The sequence below is a fragment of the Bradyrhizobium ontarionense genome, from assembly GCF_021088345.1.
Classification (GTDB): Bacteria; Pseudomonadota; Alphaproteobacteria; order Rhizobiales; family Xanthobacteraceae; genus Bradyrhizobium; species Bradyrhizobium ontarionense.
Window position 1 is genome coordinate 3,899,092 of record NZ_CP088156.1, and the last position, 18,884, is coordinate 3,917,975.

General features: G+C 67.0%; 2 protein-coding genes. One reads left to right on the top strand and one right to left on the bottom strand.

Going from position 1 to position 18,884, the window contains the following annotated elements; translation table 11 throughout:
* Window positions 1-2: 2 nt before the first annotated feature.
* Complete coding sequence (locus LQG66_RS17555; protein ID WP_231328097.1) at window positions 3-17,624, bottom strand: beta strand repeat-containing protein; 17,622 nt, start codon at window positions 17,622-17,624, stop codon at window positions 3-5.
* On the opposite strand from LQG66_RS17555, the gene LQG66_RS17560 reads away from it, so the two are divergent.
* The gene (locus LQG66_RS17560; RefSeq protein WP_231327441.1) at window positions 17,607-18,029 is read left to right on the top strand and encodes a hypothetical protein; all 423 of its coding nucleotides are present in this window, start codon (window positions 17,607-17,609) and stop codon (window positions 18,027-18,029) included. The two genes, LQG66_RS17555 and LQG66_RS17560, sit on opposite strands and share 18 nt — an antisense overlap.
* Window positions 18,030-18,884 lie beyond the last annotated feature (855 nt).

The window sequence follows — 18,884 nt, forward strand, 5'->3', positions numbered from 1 at the left end:
CCTTACACTAGCAGAATATCGTGCTGTGTAAGCTGGGTCGGGTTCACACCCGTCAGCGTGACGATGTGATTGGCGTCGATCGCGATGGTCGTGTCGGCCGGGTTTCCGGCGTTGTGCGGATCCGCGGCGATCGCGGCCAGCGCCGCCGCGGCATCGGCATAGACGCTGTGGCTGAGTTGCAGGACATCGTGCGCGACATCGAAATTACCGATCGTCGCGCTGCCGGCCGGCTGCGCGGCGAACTGAAACACGAAGGTGTCGCTGGCGGCGGAGGCCGTCAGCGCCGCATTCGGCGCCTGCACCGTGATGGTGTGCGAGCCGTCATTGTTGGTGACGTCGGTCGCGATCGCCGCGCCATCGGCGCCATAGCTGACCAGAGATTTTATGTAAGGCTGGTTGGCTCCGGTCGTGAACTGGCCGACGGTTTCGTTCGCCGTCGACGGCATCAGCAGCGTGTTCAGATCCGCATCGCTGGTCGGATTCGTGTTCTGGAATTCGATCTCGAGCGGAGCCGAGCCGCTGCCCTGGACCAGGATGTGCGCCGTGCCGCCGCTGACACCGATCGCAATGTCGGTGTCATGGCCGCCATTGATGCTGGTGACCGTGACCGCATTCGGATCGACGCCCTCGAGATGGATGCGGTCGTGCTCGCCGCTGCCGGTCGCCCACGACAGATCGGTGATCTTCTCGGTGACGCCGGCCGCGAGATCAGTGGCGCGGAAGAAGAACACGTCGTCACCGGTGCCGCCGGTCAGGATCTGCGCACCAGGGCCGCCATGGATGACATCGGCGCCGGAGCGGTCGGGTCCGCCGGTGATGATCGTATTGCCCGTACCTGCGTCGAAGGCGAAGTGGAAGTCCGACAGCGCGTGCAAGTCTGAACCACCAACCGTGAGGCTGACCGAGCCGGTCGCGCTGTTCAGCACCAGAACGCCGTTGCTGTAGCTTTCGCTGGTCGCATGGAAGCCATCGACGATGATCTGGTCGCGCGTGCCGAAATTCTCGATCGCGTTGCTTGGCGCGTTGGCAGCGCTGAATTCCAGCGCGGCATGATCGGCCGGAGAGAAGCTGATCGCGCCGGACCCGGCCGCGCCATGACCGGTGAGGTCGAGCGTGCCGTTTTCGATCGTGATGCCACCGGTGAAGGTGTTGGCCGCCCCCAGTGCCAGCGTGCCGCCGCCGTCGAGCAGCAGATGTCCCGCGCCGGTCTGACCGCTGGCATCATGCGAGCCGGTCATGTCGGCGATCACGTCGCTGATCGTGATCATATGCGTCGCGTCGGGTGCGAAAGTGATGGTCTGGTCGCCCTGCAGGAAGACGCCGCTGCCGAACGCCGAGCCTGCATGGGCTCCGGCTCCGGTCACGGCGGCGCCGCCAGTCACGCCGCCGTTCTGATCACTGCCGGAGCCGGCGAAGATGAGCGTGCCGCCCTGCTGCACGAAGATCGCGCCGCCGGCGCCGAGACCGCCGCCGCCATAGCCGCCCGTGCCTCCGGCGCCACCGCCAAAGCCACCCGCGCCAACCGTGCCATAGCCCCCAGCACCGCCGCCGCCGCCGAAACCACCGGCGCCGCCGCCGTGCCGGCCGGCGCCGCCGCCGCCACCAAAGCCGCCGACGCCGCCATATCCACCGGCCGAAACCGACGGGGCCCACCCGCCGCCGCCACCGCCGCCGCCGAAGCCGCCCGCACCGCCCGTGGCGATCATGCCGCTGACGATGCCGACACCGCCCCCGATGCCGCCGCCGCCGCCCGGCCTGCCGTATCCAGAAAGGCCGAAATAGACCGCGCTGGTGTAGAATCCGACACCCTGGCCACCGCCGCCGCCATTGGCTCCGCCAAGATAAACCGGGTTCGTACCGACGACCTGTCCGCCACCTGTGGCGGCGCCCAGTGCGATGCCGGCACCAGCGGTCGTTCCGGTGTCGTAGGGCCGCGGATGGTTGGCGCCGGATGCATGAATGCCAATTCCGCCGCCGCCCTGGAAACCACCAGCACCGCCGAGTCCGCCGCCGCCGCCATAAAGCGCAACACCCAAATAGCCGAACGTGCCGCCGCTGCTGTTGCCGCCGATCGCCTTGTCATTGGCGAAATTGACGTTGGACAGCGTGACCGTGCCGGCCGATGCGATGAACAATCCGCCGCCGAGACCTGCGCCGCCGCCGCCGCCGAAATTGCTGTCGCCACCCTTTGCTACGGCATTGATGATACCGAGATCGTCGATCTCGACGCTGCCGGCGTAGACGAACAGGCCGGGCAGGCCGTGGGCATCGAGCACGTGGCCATGGCCGGAGATCGTGAGCGAGGCACCCGGCGGAAGATTGAAGGCCGGCAACTGATCGCTGAGTTGCAGATCGCCGACGATGTCGAACGTGTAGTGCGCGCCGGTCTGCGCGCTCGCGCCGGAGACGTCGATCGCTGCGATCGCCTTGGCGAGATCGGCCGCCGAGGTGATGGTCCAGGTATTCGCCGCCGGCGTGATCGTGACATCAGCACCCGCCGATGCCGGTCCCGTGATGCCGCCGATGGTCGTCGCGGTCACCGTGATGCTGTGCGCGCCGCCGCTGACCGACTGAAATCCGCTGGTGATGTCGAAGTGGCCGGACGCGTCGACAGTGCCGGTGCCGATCACCGTGGTGCCATTGTCGGCATAGAGCTTGATGATGGTGCCGGCTTCGCCGCTGCCCTTCACCTCGACGCGGCCGACCGAGTCCGGCACCGACACGACCGACGCAACGACGGGCGCGGCCGGGGCCACGCTCGCATCAAACGTGGCAGCCGGGCTGGCGTGACCGAGGCTGTCAGTCTGGATGACCGTGACGTGCTGGTGGCCGGGGCCGAGCAGCGCGCCCGCCGCCGGATCGGTCGTCACGTCGAAATGGCCTGCCGCGTCGACCGCGCCGGTCCCGATCACGGTGTTACCAAGCATCAGCGTGATCGTATCGCCCGGCTGCCCCGTGCCCTGGAGCTCGATGACGCCGTGATCCGCGGCGACCCCGACCTGGCTGATGTTGGTGACCGGCGCCGGATCGACATACACCGCAAAGCCGGTCGACGGCGCGCTGACGTCGGCGCCGGCCGCATCGGTGGCGGTCAAGGTATGGGTGCCGTTCGCGAGCGCTACCGTGGTCGTGATGGTGAAGGTGCCGTCGGCTGCAACGACACCCGCGCCGATCGGAGTCGTGCCGCCATCGGCGTAGAGCGTGATGGTCTCGCCGACATGCTGGCCGGTGCCCTTGACGATGAAGTCGTGACTGGCGTCGATCTGTGTCGCCACCAGTGGCGCCACAGATGTGATGACGGGCGCCCTCGGCGTCACGTCGATCGCGACCCCCGCGGAGGCGGCGCTCGTCAGATTGTCGCCGTTGGTCTCGGTCGTGGTGAAGACATGGCGGCCGCCGGGCGCATCAACGCTGAAATCGAAATGCCCGGTCTGATCGACCACACCCGAGCCCAGCAGCGTCGTGCCATCGGCATAGACCTTGATGGTCTCTCCCGCCTCGCCGGTGCCTTGAACTTCGATCGTTTGCGGCGCCGTCGCGATGACGGCCGAGACCACCGGCGCAGTCGGCAGGACGGTGACGTTGATCGCGGTGGAGAGCGGGCTGGTCAGGCTGTCGGCGTCCGCTGCCGTCGCCCGCAAGGAATGCACGCCCTCGGCGAACGTCGCGCTGGTGACGATATCGAACACGCCGGCGCCATTGGCGACGCCCGATCCGACCACAGTGCTACCCTCATAGAGCGTGACGGTGCTGCCCGCCAGCGCAGTGCCCTTGATCTCGACCGTGCCGCCGTTGACGCTCTGCCCGACGATCGAGGTGATCACGGGCGCCTGCGGATCGACGTGGAACGTGAACGGGATCGCCTGGTCGCTGATCAGGTTTGCGGAATCCTGCGCCAATGCGAGCAGCGTGTAGTTACCATGACCGATCGGCTGGCTCGCCGTGAAATCGAAGTGGCCCGTGGCATCGGCCCTGCCGGAACCGACGAACTGGTCGCCGGACTGATTGCGGACCCAGATGTTGACCGTGATGTTGGGATCGGCGCTGCCTGCCACCTCGATCCTGCCACCGTCGAGCGGCTGCCCGACCACGGCAATCGTCGGGGCTTTGGGATGGACGTCGAAGGCGAGCACGCCCGACAACGGACTGACGAGGCCTTGCGCGTTGGTCTCGGTCACATTGAGCGTGTAGTGGCCGTCAGGCAGGTTCGGCGTGACGAAGTCGTAATTGCCGTTGCCGTCGGTTGCCGTGGTGTATGTCAGGGAGCTGCCGCCGGGACCGCTGAGATGCAGCGTGACGGTCTGGTTCGGCTCGCCGCTGCCCTGCAGATGCACGCCGACATTGGTGGCCAGCGTCGTCTGTCCGGGCGCCAGCGCGAGCGACGGCGCGCTCGGCAGCACGTCGACGACGAGCGGCGTGGTGGTCAGGGTCTGGCCTCCGCCGACCTGCGTCGCCATTACGCTGTACTCGCCATCGGGAAGCGCCGCCGTGGTAAAGCTGAAATGTCCGCTGGCATTGGGCGTGGCGGTGCCGACCTGGTTGCCGTCGATGAAGATCGCAATGGTGCTGCCCGGCATTCCAGTGCCGCTGAGCAGAACCTGATTGCCGTTCTGCGGCTGACCGACGAGAGTGATCTTCGGCGCAATCGTCTCAGTCACGGCGACGCCACCGTTATAGGCAACGACGCCGAACTGGGCGGTCGAGTAATCAAGATTCGGATTGAGATGAAGCTGGGCCGTGTTCGTGCCGTCGCTCACCGTGAGCACGTTGCCGGCGCCGAGCGTCACGGTCGCATTTGCGGCGAAGCCTGCGAGCTTGATGGTGTCGCCGGGAAGGAAGCCGTCGATCTGATTGGCCGGCGTATCGCCCTGATCGATGATCAGCGTGGCCATGGCGCCTTGCGCGAAGGTGATATGTCCGCTGCCGACCGCACCGACGGCACCGAGCTCGATGACGCCATGATCTGCGAGCTGCACACCGCCATCGATCGTGCTGGCGGCGTCGAGCAGCAGGAACCCATAGTTCGAGACGCCGGCATAACCGCTGCCCTGCAGGCTCGTCGTCAGCGTGTACGCAGCCGAGCCGGACACCGTCAGCGAGTCGTTGATGAGTGTCCCATTGATCGTCAGCGTGCCGCCGTCGAGGGCGATCGTCGTCGCCCTGACATCGCCAAGCACGACGCTGCCGGCGCCGGCGATGTGGAGGACGCCGGTCATGGCGCCGGCGATCGAATCGGAGATGGTCAGCGTCTTGCCGGCATCGGGCGCCAGCGTGACATTGTTCGACGCGGCGAACAGGCCGGCCCCAAGGCCCTGCCCGTTGCCGCCGTCATTTCCGCCGCCGCTCAGGCCACCGCTGCCGCCGCGAGAGTAGTTTCCGGAAAATGTCTCGCCTCCAGCGATCGTCAGCGATCCGCCCGTGGCGACGAAGATGCCGCCACCGAGCCCGGCACCGCCGCCACCACCGCCTCCAAAGACGATCGGCTGGCCACTACCCGGATCATAGCCGACAAAAACCGGGTTACCGCCGTTGCCGGCGCCGTACCCGCCCGAACCAGCGCCGTAGCGAGACGTGTTGCCATAGAGGAAAGCGACCCTTCCTAATCGATGAGCGCCGTAGCCGCCGCCACCGCCGCCGCCAAAACCGCCGTTCTGCCCATGGATTCCACCCGACACGCCGCCACCGGCGCCGCCAGATTGATATCCATTTCCATTGAGGACGCCACCACCGCCGGCAAAGGCATAACGCCCGCTGTGCCCGTAGGTGTTTCCGCCATTGCCGCCGACCGCGCCATTTCCGGTGACATTGACGTCCTTGATCGTGGCCGAGGCCCCACTGCCGATGAACAGGGCACCGCCTGCCCCGAGACCGCCGCCGCCACCACCGCCTTTGCCCGTCACGACATAGCCGGTCACGCTAAAGCCGCCATCCTGGCCGCGCTCGACCATATGCCGCATCGTCAAATCAGAGAACGAGGCATTGCCCGACCGGAGATAGAACCCGCCGAAATTGTTGCCGCCGTCGATGACGTGGCCGTTGCCCTGGAGGGTCAGGGTATCGCCCGCTGCAATGGTGAGGATCGGGAGCAGCGCACTCAGCGCGATATCGGCGGTCAGGTTGATCACATAGTTGACGGCCGTGCCGGAAATCGGATTGGCGTCGATCGCCTGAATGGCTGCCGCAAGCTCGGCCGTGGTCGACACGTTGTAGATCGGCTTGACCGTGAGGCTGCCGGTGCCGGTATGCGTAATGACCTCGTGGCCGAAGAATCCCCCTTCGAGCACGACGTTGCCGGATCCCGAGACGTTGATGTTGGCAACGTCGATGTGGGTCAGCACCGAAACATTGCCCGAGCCAGCGATGTTCAGGACATCGGCCGTGATGCCTTGCCCCAACACGACGGTGCCCGCACCACCGACGTTGAACGTGTCCGTGACACCTGCGGCGAGTTGCGCGTTGGTGCCCGCGATGAGCTGATTGACGGTGACGGTCTGGCCCAGCGTGGCGGTCAGGGTGACGGTGCCGCCATGGCTGAACAGATCGTTGCCGATGCCCTGGCCTGCGCTGCCGCCGAGGCCACCCGCGCCGCCGGTCGCGGTGTTGTTCGAGAAATTCCAGTCGCTGACATAGAGGTGACCGCCGGACGCAACGTAGACAGCGCCGCCGAGGCCCGCGCCGCCGCCGCCACCTCCGGTGGTGTTTCCATTGAAGGCGTCGAGCGAGCCATGACCGCCGGCGCCGCCGCCATAGCCGCCCGCCCCACCGGAGCCGCCCGCTTTGAGAAAGCCACCATTGAAGTAACCGGCGCCGCCGCCGCCACCGCCGCCACCAAAACCAGCGGCACCGCCAATACCAGCGGCGCCGCCGACCGAGCCCTTCCGGCCGCCATAGCCACCATAACCGAACGTCTGCGGAGCGTGGCTTGGAGTTCCGCGATGCGGGTCGTCAGGGCCATAGAGGTGATAGCGGCCCGGAAAACTGGTGGCGTTGGCCTGTTGGTAGGAGCCGCCGCTGCTGCCATTGCCGCCGACGGCTTGATCGTGCCTGAACGCCACGCCGCTGAGGGTCACTGACGCGCTAGACCCGATGAACAAGCCGCCGCCGGCGCCGAGGCCGCCGCCATTGCCGCCTTGGAGCGAGGTGAAACCTGGCGAGCTGCCATCGCCGCCGCGCGCGACGAAATCGGCGATGGTGAGGTCATCGATCTCGGCGCTGCCCGATTCCAGATCCAATCCGGCATAGGTGGGAACGCCGTTGACCGCACCGCTGATCGTGTGGTGCTGGCCCTGGATGGTCAGGGTGTCGCCGGACGCCAGCTTGATCGCGGGCAGCACCAGATCGATCGAGAAATCAGTGCTGATGTCGATCTCGTAGTGCTGGTTGGTCCGGGACAGCGCACCGCCAACGCTGATCTCGTTGATCACGCGCGCGAGCTGGGCTGCCGATGCGACATGGAACACCGGCACTTCGTCGAGCACGACGATCGTGCCGCCGCTGTTATCGGATACCACGGCGAATCCATCGGGCGCCTGCAGCGACGGATCGAAATGGATCGTGGCGACGACGGTGATGCCGTCGGCTCCGACCAGCGAGAGCAGACCATTGCTGAAGCTGCCGACAGCCGTTGCGGAGATCGAGGCAAGGTCGATCGCATCGCCGGCTCCGAAACCGTGGATGACGGCGCTCGGCATCGCACCGGTGATCTTCAGCGTCTGATCGCCAGTGCCGAAATTGATCGATCCCGTGCCGTTCAAACCGCCGTTGAAGTCGGCCTCATTGGTCCCGTCGCCAAAGTTGAACGAGCCGCTCAGCGTGACAGCGCCGCTGAAGACGGCCGTGCCGTCATGGAAACCAAGATGGATCGTGCCGTTATCGTTGATCGTGCCGGACAGCGTGACGGAATATGCAAGGAGCAGGTCGCCATTGTCCGTGACCGGCCCGCTGCTAACATTGCCATGGCCCGCGAGCTTGAGGGTCGCGCCGGCTTCGATCGTGGTGCCGCCGGAATAGGTATTGGCCGCGTCGAACTCGACGATGCCCGCCCCTTTGATGTCGACCGCACCGCGCCCGCCATTGCCGCCCTGATCGGCGATCACGTCGGCGACCGTCACCGTCGCGCCGGAAAGCGGCGCGAACGTCAGCGTTTCGTTGCCCTGGAGGAAGATGCCGCTGCCGAGGCCCTGGCCGGCGCCGGGCATGTCGTACAACTGATGGGCCGCCTGGATGGCGCCCGCGGCGCCTCCGGCCACGGCGCCGCCGGACAGCGACCCGCTCTCGAGGATCAGGGTGCCGCCTTCCTGGACGAAGACCCCGCCGCCGGCACCGAGCCCGCCGCCGCCAACATTGCCGATCTTTGACTGATAATACCCGCCGGCACGATAGGCGAAGGAGACGCCGCCGTTGCCGGCACCAAATCCTCCGAGGCCATCGTGACCGCGGAGCCCGCCGCCGCCGCCGCCGCCGCCGAAGCCGCCATTTCCGCCGGCAGCGTTCTCGCCGTTGCCGTAGCTGGCAGTGTTCGTGTTGAAGCCGCCACCAGCCCCGCCGCCGCCGCCGAAGCCGCCCTGTGCACCGGTGGTTCCGGCTTCCGCGGGGGCCTTAAAGGCGCTGCCGCCGCCGCCGCCACCACCAAATGCGCCGGAGGCCGGGGACGATCCGCGATACGACGTCCCTCCTGCGCCGCCGCCGTCCGGAAGATTCGACAGGCCTGGGCCGCCGCCGGCGCCGCCCGCATAGCCCCAGCCGGAAAAGACGCTGTAGTGATTGAGATGGTACACCCCGGTCGTGGAGCCAGCGGCGCCATCGATGCCCATGCCGCCGCCGCCCGCACCACCTTGATAAATCCGGCCGGCCGGGTTCACGCCGCCGCCGTCGCCGCCGTGGGCGGCGTTGTCGAGGAAGGTCACGTTGGCGATGGTCGCCGACGCGCCGGCCGCGACGAACAGGCCGCCGCCGAGCCCGGCGCCGCCGCCACCACCGCCAATGCCGCCGTCGCCGCCCTGCGCCAGCGTGTGCGCGATCGCGAGGTTCTGAATTCTCACATTGCCGGCATAGTCGAAGAAGCCGCGATGGGCATTGGCGCCGTCGAGCGTGAAGCCGGCGCCGTCGATCAGCAGCGAGCTGCCGGTGTCGAGGTTGATCGCGGCGAGTTGCGCGGAGGCCGAGAGCGAGGCGAGGGAAATGTCGCTGGCGAAGTGGATCGTATAGGCGACGTTCTTCGCGTAGGACGTGCCGCCCTGGCTGATCGCGGTCAGCGCTGCGTTGAGATCTGCGGCGGAGCTGACGTTGAAGCTGGTCTGGATGGCGACGACCTTGGTGCCGCCCTGGCCGTCGCTGGTCACGCCGAACGGCCCGAGCGTCTGCGCCGGATCGAAATGCAGGGTCGCGACCGCAGTGCCGCCGGCGTCCTTCAACGTCACGACATTGTTCGCACCGACCACGGCCGTTGTCGCTACCACCGACCGGAGGTCGATGACGTCGCCATTGGCGAAGCCCGTGATGGTCTGGGTCGGCACGCCATGCTCGAACACGGCCGTCCCGCCCGAGGTCCCGAAATTGATCGTGCCGTTGCCGGTGATCGATCCGGCGAAATCGGCGTTCGCGGCATTGATGGTGACGGTGCCGTTGTTGACGACCGTGCCCTGGAAGATCGCGGACGCGTTGATGTTCAGCGCGCCGTTGTCGGTGACTCCGTTCGCGAACGTCGTCGCGGCGTTGACGTTCAACGTGGCGTTGTCGGTGACCGTGCTCGCGAAGGTGGTGACCGCATTGACGTTGAGAACGCCGCTGTCGGTGACCGCGCCGGCAAAGGTCGTTGCCGCGTTGACGTTAAGAACGCCGCCGTCGCTGACCGTGCTGGCAAACGTCGTCGCCGCATTGACGTTGAGGATGCCGTTGTCGGTGACCGCGCCCGTTCCCAGGCCGCCGGCGGCATCGATGTCGAGCGTGGCGCCGGCATCGACGATGGTCGCGCCGACATAGCTGTTGGCAGCGGTGAAATGCACGTTGCCGGCACCGGAGATCTCGACATTGCCGGTGCCGCCATTGCCATGCTGATCGGCGATGACGTCGGCGATCGTCAGATCGTCGCCAGACGCCGGCGCGAAGGTGACCGTCTGGTTGCCCTGGATGAAGATGCCGGAGCCGAGCGCCTGCCCGTTTTGCGCCGACGTACCGACGTTCCCTGCGGCACCGCCGGCAACGGTTCCTCCGGACAGCGAGCCACCGCCGACAATGAGGTGTCCGCCTTCCTGGACGAAGATATCGCCGCCGGCGCCGAGGCCGCCGCCACCGGAGCCGAGCAGGACGGAGTTGACCTTGCCACCACCAGCGCCGCCGCCATAGCCGCCGGCACCGCCAGAATATCCGCCGCCGCCACCGCCGCCGAACCCACCGGCGCCGCCGGTGCTGTGCAATTGGGCCGAGCCGCTCGCCCCGCCACCGCCGCCGCCGCCGAAGCCGCCATTGCCGCCGTTGGAGCCCACCCTCGAGATATGATCGACCGAACCTTGGGGGGTGCTCTCCCTGCTGTTTGCATAGGCATAGAAGCCGCCGCCGCCGCCGCCGCCGAACCCGCCCATCCCGGCCGCCGTGTAGCTGCGAAGGCTTCCGCCGGTCCACGCGCCGCCGGCACCGCCATGCACGAGACCTGGCTGTCCGGGAACGTTGAGCCCGATACCGCCCCCGGAGGTGCCGTTCACCGCTGTTGCGACGTAGCCATGGCCGTTCGGGGCCGAGTAGTCGTGCCGATATTGTCCGGCGTTGGCACTGGCGGCCGATCCCATGCCGCCGCCGCCGGCCCCCCAGTTAGCGCCACCATCGAGGCCACCGCCCTTGCCGCCGACCGCCCTGTCGCCGCTGAAGCTGACGTCGCTGATCGACACCGTGGCGCCGGTTGCAACGAACAGGCCGCCACCCAATCCGGCGCCACCGCCACCACCCTGTGTCCCGCCGGCGCCACCCTGCGCCAGCGTGTGATTGATGGCGAGATGGTCGATGGTGACATTGCCACCGTACACGAACAGGCCGCGATAGGCGTTGCCGCCATCCAGCGTGTGTCCTCCGCCGTGGATGACGAGCGAGCTGCCGCTCGCCAGATTGATCGCAGTCAGATCGGCGCCGAGCGAGGCAATCGAAATGTCGGCGGCGAGCTCGATCGAGTAGCTGGTGTTGGCGGCGGCCGCCGAGCCGCCCTGGCTGACGGCCAGCAGCGCCGCATTGAGCTCGGCCGCGTTGTGGACGGTGTAGACGTTGGCCGGCTTGATCAGGGTGCCGCCGGCGCCGTCACTCGTAGCCGCGAAGCCATAGGTGGCGCCGCCGAAATGCAGCGTCGCGGTGTTGACGCCGTCGGTCACCGTCAGGATGCCGGTGGACGCGTTGAACGATTGCGAATACTGCGCGGAATTGTGGTTGATACCCGCGAGGTCGATCGTATCGGTCGCGCCGCTGAAGCCGGTGATGGTGCCGGCGAAGCTGGCGGGATGATCGATCTTCAGCGTGCCCGACGAGCCGCTGAACGTGATCGTCTGCCCGGTGCCGACATTGCCGCCGAACTCGACCGTGCCGTTGCTGTCGACGATCACGGCGCCCGACCCGGTGACGTTGCCGGCCACCAGCAGCGTGCCGCCGCCCTCCGCCTTCAGCGTGCCGGAATTGGTGACGTTGCCGGCGAGATCGAGCGTGCCGGCCTTGGCGTCGATCATTCCGGTGTTGGTCAGCGCCGTCGAGATCGCCGTGGTGCCGCCGCCGGTCTTCTCATAGCTGCCGGCGACATTGACCGTGCCGGTGCCGGCGCTGGAGGAAATGTTGAAGGCGGTGCCGCTGGCGGACGCATCGGTAAAGGTGACGCCGGCGTCGATCTTGAGCACCGCGCCATTGTTGAGACGCAGCGTATCGCCGGAAAACGCCCCGCTCTGCGCGGAGCCATGCAGCTCGAGCGTCCGGCCGTCGAGCGTGAAGGTCTCGTTGCTGGCATCGAAGAACGTCGCCAGGCCATTGACGACCGTGGTGCCGCTGCCGCTCTCGGTGCCGCCGGTGAACGTCGCGCCGTTGGCGTCGGTCAGCGCCCCCGTGCCGGACAGCGTGCCGGCGGACTGGCTCAGGCTGTGGATGGTCTCGGAGACGACGCCGAGATCGAGATTGCTGGTGATGACGAAGTCGCTGCTGACGGCGACGTTGACGGCCATCCCGGCCGTGGTCAGGCTGCCGTCGGTCGCGGTGACCGTAAAGCTCGCGGCGGGGTTTTGCGTCGCGTCGTGAACGAAGATCACCTGCCCCGACGCGAGCTGGGTCTGGGTGAAGCTGGTGACGGCGACACTGGGCGCGCCCGACAGCGCGACGTAGCCGTGCACGGTGCTGCTGACGTTGAACGTGAGCTGGCTGACCGTATTGTCGATATCAGTGACGTTCAGGTCGGCAGTGGTGATCGCCGTCGACGTTCCCTGCAGCAGCGCGACTGACGCATCGCCGGAGAGCACCGGCGCATCATCGGTGCCGGCGATGGTGATCGTGACGACCTGCGTGCTGCCGCCGGTCGTGGTGACCGTGAAGGTGTCGGTGAGAACCGCGCCCGCATTGAGCGCCTGGACCGCCGAATTGCTGTTGTTCAGCGTGTAGGTCCAGACCCCGGATGACCCCAGAGTGTAGGTGCCATAACCGCCGGCGCTGGCCGTGGCGGCAGCGACGGCGACGAAAGCGCCCTCTGCGACCGTCAGCGTTCCGGTGGCAACCGGCGTCCCCGGCGTGCCGTTGTTGACGCCGCCGGCCTCGGTCACCGCGCCGCTGATCGCGCCCGTCACCACGGCCGTATCGTGGGCGCCGTTGATGGTGATCGTCACCACCTGCGCGGTGCCGTCGATGGTCGTCACCGTGAACGTATCGGTCAGCGTCGCACCGACGTCGAGCGCCTGCACCGTGGGATTGCTGTTGTCGAGCACATACGTCCACACGCCACCCGAGGTCATGGTGTAGGTGCCGTAGCCGCCGGCGCTGGCCGTTGCCGTCCCGACCGCCGCGAAAATGTTGGCCGGATTGTCGACATCGGTATCGGTCAGCGTGCCGGTCGCGGTCGGCGTTCCCGGCGTGCCGTTGTTGATGCCGCCTGCCTCGATCACCGAACCGCTGATGGTGCCGGACACCACGGCCGTGTCGTTGGCGCCATTGATGGTGACCGTCACCACCTGCGCGGTGCCATCGATGGTCGTCACCGTGAACGTGTCGGTCAGAACAGCGCCGGCGTTGAGCGCCTGCACCGCAGGATTGCTATTGTCGAGCGCATACGTCCACACGCCACCCGAGGTCATGGTGTAGGTGCCGTAGCCGCCGGCGCTCGCCGTTGCCGTCCCGACCGCCGTGAACGTGTCGGCGGGATTGTCGACGTCGCTGTCGGTCAGCATGCCGGTCGCGGTCGGTGTTCCCGGCGCGCCGTTGTTGATGCCGTCCGCCTCGGTCACCGAACCGCTGGTGCTGCCCGACACCGCCGCGGCGTCGTTGGCGCCGTTGATGGTGATCGTCACCACCTGCGCCGTGCCGTCGATGGTCGTGACCGTGAACGTGTCGGTCAGAACAGCGCCGGCGTTGAGCGCCTGAACCGCGCTGTTGCCGTCATCGAGATGGTAGGTCCATGCCCCGCCTGCGGTCATGGTGTAGGTGCCGTAGCCGCCGGCGCTCGCCACAGGCGTCGCGACCGCGCTGAAAGTATTGGCGGGATTGTCGACGTCGGTATCGGTGAGCACGCCGGTCGCGGTCGCTGTTCCCGCGATCGCATTGTTGACGCCGCCGGCCTCGGCGACCGAGCCGCTGCTGACGCCCGAGATCACGGCCGGGTCGTTCACCGCCGTGACCGTGATGCTGACGGTCGCGGTGCCGGAATCGGCGAGGCCGTCATTGGCCTTGTAGGTGAAGCTGTCGACGCCGTTGTAGTCGGCAAACGGCGTGTAGGTGAACGAGCCGTCTTGATTCAGCGCAAGCGTGCCATGGGTGGGGCCATCGACCAGGATGGCGCTGAGCGCGTCGCCCTCGGCATCGTGGTCGTTGCCGAGCACGCCTGCGTTCTGGATCGTTAGCGCAGTGTCCTCGGCCGTCGTGTAGCTGTCAGCGACCGCCACCGGCGCGTCGTTGGTGCCGTTGATCGTGATGGTCACGGTCTGCGGCGCGCTGGTCCCGGTGCCGTCACTGACGTCGACGGCATAGGTGAGCGTCAACGTCTGGCCCTGCTTCAGGAAGTCCAGATCCGCGGCGCCGGGCTGGTAGGTCCAGGCGATGCCGGTGGTGCCGCCATTCGACAGGTGTCCGGCATTGTCGAACGACAAAGCCGCGCTGTCGATCAGCGCAGCCGCTCCGGCCGGCAGCGTGAAGACGTGGCCGTCCAGCGCGACGGTCGGCGCGCCCGCGACCGACGCGGTCAGCGTGTCGCCGACGTCGCGATCGGTGACCGCAATCGTGCCGCCCAGCGAGATCGTCTGGGCGTGGGCATCGCCTGCTTCGTCGACCGCGGCCGCGCCGCCGGTGATGCTCGGCAGGTCATTGGTGCCGGTGATGGTGATCGCGATGGTCTGCGTGCCGCTGCCGGTGAGCCCGTCGTTGACCGCGACGGTGTAAGTCAGCACGAGCTGCTGTCCTTCCCGCAGGAAATCGAGATTGGCAGCCGAGGGATCGTAGCTCCAGCCGATGCTCGCTGCGCCGCCGTTCGATGCAACTCCATTCTGGAACGACAGCGCGTGATCGATCAGCGCGGCGGCCCCCGCCGGCAGTGAAAAGGCGTGGCCGTCGAGCGTGACGGCGGGGGAGCCGATGACGGAGGCTGCCAGCGCGTCCCCGACGTCGCGGTCGGTCACACCGAGCGAGCCGGTGATCGGCGCGATGTCCTGTGCGGAGGCATCGGCAGCTTCGGTCACGGCGCCCGAGCCACCGGCCGTCAACACCGGCGCATCCTCGGTGCCGGTGACCGTAACCGTCACGTTCTGCGTCGCCTGTCCGCCATGACCGTCGCTGACCGTCACGGCATAGACCTCGGTGACGGTCTGGCCGGCTCGCAAGAACTGAACGCTGTTGTCGTCGACCTGGTAGGTCCACGCGACCTCGCCACCAAGACCATGGCTCGTCTCGGCGGTCAGTTGCGGGCTCATCGTCCCCAGCGCAACGCCTCCAGCGTTGCTGGAGCTGACGAGGGCGACCGAGACGCTGTACGTGTCGGTCAGATCGACATCGCCGAAGCCGATGACGCCGCCGGCCTGCAGCTGTCCGTGCGCATCGACAGCGCTGTCCTCGGTCACTGCGCCCGTCGTCTGAGCGGCGGTGATCACGGGGGCGTCGTTGGCGCCAGTGATGGTGACGCTGACGTCGCGGCTCACCGTTCCGCCATGGCCATCGCGCACCGTGACCCGGTAGGTCTCGACCACGCTCTCGCCCGCGGCCAGGAACTGCACCGCGCTGTTGTCGACGTGGTAGCTCCACGCCGCCTCGCCACCGACGCCATTGACCGTATCGGTGGCGATCAGTGCGCTCATGGTTCCGAGCGCCACGCCGCCGGAAGCGGTCGTGTTCAGCAGCGTGGCCGAGGTGGAATGCGCATCGGAGTAATCGAGGTCGACGAAATCGAAGCTGCCGCCAGCATGCACCTGTCCCTGCGCATCAACAGCGACATCCTGCGTCACCGAGGCCGCGGTCTGTGCCGCGCCGATGGTGGGCGCGTCGTTGGTGCCGGTAATGGTGATGGTGAGCGGCTGGCTGCCGACGCCTGCCGTCCCGTCGGTGACGTCTGCGAGATAGGTGATGGTCAGCGTCTCGCCGGAGGCCAGCCAGTCCAGGTTGGCCGCGGCCGGATGATAGGTCCATGTCAGCGTGTTGGCGCCGCCGCTGATCGTGGTCGTGGCGCTGTCGAACGAGATCGCTGCCGCATCGCGCAACGCGTCGAGATCGACGCCGGCCGGCAGCGCGCCAGCGCTGTAGCTGACCGTGGCGGACGCCGCCACGTGCCCGGTCAGGACGTCGCCGATATCGCGGTCGCTCGCCGACAGCGTGCCCGTGATCGGCCCGAGCAGTTGCGCATGCGCATCCGAGAGTTCAGCGACCGCGGCCGGATCGGTCTCGCCGGTGATTGCAGGCGGATCGTTGACCGGTGTCACCGTCAGGGTGACGGTGCGCACTGTCGTGTCGTGCCCGCCATTGGCAGTGCCATCGACATCCTGCACGGTGATGGTCAGCGTGCGGGGCAGCGGCGACGGATTATCGCTGGTGTCGGTATAGGCGACCGAACGAAGCGCGGCTTCGAAATCGGCAACCGTCGGTGACTGACCGGCGTGCGCGGTCAAGGTCAGCGTTCCCGAGACCGGATCGAAGGCGCCGTGAATGCGCGCCGTGTCGACGAACGACAGCACGTCCTCGCCGTGCAGATAGTTGCCGGTGATCCGGATCGAGGCATGATCGAGCGTCGTGCTGTCGACGTCCGACAGCGACAAGCGCGGTGCCACGGCGGTCGCGGTCTGCTCGGCGGCGACGAATGAGACCTCGCCCAACGTCAGCGTCGGCGCGTCGTTGACCCCGGTGACCGTCAGCGTGATGGAATCGGACGCGAGATCGTGGCCGCCATGCGCCGTGCCGTCGGGATCCTGCACGGTGATGGTAAGCGTGCGCGGCGACGTCGAAGGCGCGTCGCCGGCATAGGTGTAGCTGACCGTGCGAAGCGCAGCCTGAAAGTCGGCCAGGCTCGGCGCGTGGCCCGGCACGGCGCGGAGCGTCAGAGTCCCGGTGCCAGCATCGAAGCTGCCTTCGATCGAGGGCGTGCCGGTAAAGGACAGGGTGTCTTTGCCGGGCTCGAAATGGCCGGAGATCTTGACCGTCGCCTGCAGCAACGTCGCGCTGTCGTCATCGGTCAACGTCAGGTGCGGCAAGACAGCAATCGGCACCTGCTCGAAAGCCGCCACCGGGATCGCTCCGGCGTGGAGGTCGAGCACCGGAGCGTGGTTGATCGGCCCGAACGTGGCGGGCGGGCTTGCGGGCTGATTTCCGGGGAAGCCGTCTCCGCCATGCGGGAAGCTGTCGGCACCTGGAAAATTTACGGGCGGAGCGTTTTCGAAAGACGAATGAGGAAACCAGGATTCACTCTGGCCGCGACCATCGGCGCCAATCGGTGCAAATGACGAGCCGTGCGCCCCGATTCGACCGGAGTCGACGAACTCTCCCGCGAGAGTCTTGATCTGCAGGATGCTGTTGAGCGCGTCGAACTCGAAGGCCCTATCGGCATCCGACTTGGCCTGCTCGTCGGTCACGAGATGCGACGAACTGATCGGCGTCAGCGTCAGCTTGCCGCCGTCACCGCTGATCGCCGTGATAGGATCACCGTTCCGGTCGTAGACGGTTGCTTGGTTTAGGCCGCGATCCTGATGGAAAATGGACAGCGTGACGACCCCGTCATGCTTTGCAATGTCGGCATCACCAATGCCGCCCAGGATCTTGGCCCAAGCGGACGCTACGCCAACGCGCATGTCCCCCGTGCGCGCAATCGCGCCGGAGGCGAAGCTCAAAGATCCTTGGAGCAGGCTGAAGACTTCCAGGTTGGCCGCGCCATGCTGGCCGTAGCTGAACTCGGCCAGCACGAGGTGCGAATCGTGCCCGAGCTGAAACACGCTGCCGTCTTTGAAGATGAGGCTGACCCCGCCATCGCGATCGGTCTGAACGATGTCGCCCTTCCGCAACGCGTCCCCATCATTGAGCGTAACCGCGACGCCATTGCGGACGACCACCGCGTGACCTTTGGTGTTGACCACGCGTCCGATGACTTGCGTGGCCTGTTGCGGCGCATTCGCTGTGGCCTGTCCAGCGGCTTCCTGGAAGCCAGCGATGGTGATGAAGCGATCGTCGCTCCGCGCTACGTAGGTAGACGGCCGGGCGGAAGGATGGTCTGGCGGCAGATGTCGGCCGGTGACGTCGGCTCTGCCAACCGGAATCGCAGGATGCTGGTTCGCGCCCGCATGTCCGGCCTCAAGCACGGAGCGCGGATCCGTCAGCGCGCTCGCTCCAACGGCTGTTGAATCCGCAATCGATGAGATCTGCGACGTATCCGACGAAAAATGATAAGCTGTCCCGATCGTCGTTTCCGACATCAAAATTTCCTCGTGAGACGGTGCGTCCAGGACGTATGTGAGCGGCAGCGAGCGCCCTCAGCGCCGGGCAGGCCGCGCGGCCCGCGTCTCCAAGAGGGGGCAGACGCGGAATCCGATCTCATGCGCGCGAGCGCAGAATGCGCCACCAGCCCGCGCCGCCGGGTCGCAAGGAGCGATGCCATGGCGGAAGCGGCCACGTGCTTCGCGAGCAGGACTTGCGTCTGGCCGCGAACGCTCGGCTCCGGGGCAGGATGATCAAGAATCTCGTCTGTGGTCAGCGCCATGCTTCTGCAGTCGTCGTTGCGTCGGCGAAGGCCTCACCAAACCTGTCCAGGTCATTTATCGCCGGGACTGTCGAGCGCTTCCTTCCGGCATTCGTGTCTCATTTGGACGACGGGAAGTCCTGATGAGGCCGGCAGCTGGATTCTGAAATTTTCTCAAATTGTCTGATGCCCGCCGCGTGAGCCTTCCGATCCACCCGTGACCGGAGCACACCCGCCATGCGAGGCGGCGTCACAGCGACATGGGCACGGCGGGCCCGGCCTGACTGCGGAGAACACGGACCTCGGTGCGCGGCCGGCAACGCTTCGCTGTCGACGGATGCCGCGCCAACGCTACGCTCTCGCCAGACGAACCTGCTCCGCAGCCGGCTTGCAGGGCGGGCGGCTTCACGACAGGCGGCTTGCGAGCGACGACACGCGGTCGCCGTGCAGGAGCCGCCGGACAAACGCCCAAGTCGTTTAACGTTATCGAAAGTGTGGTATTTAGATAAGGTTTTCGTTT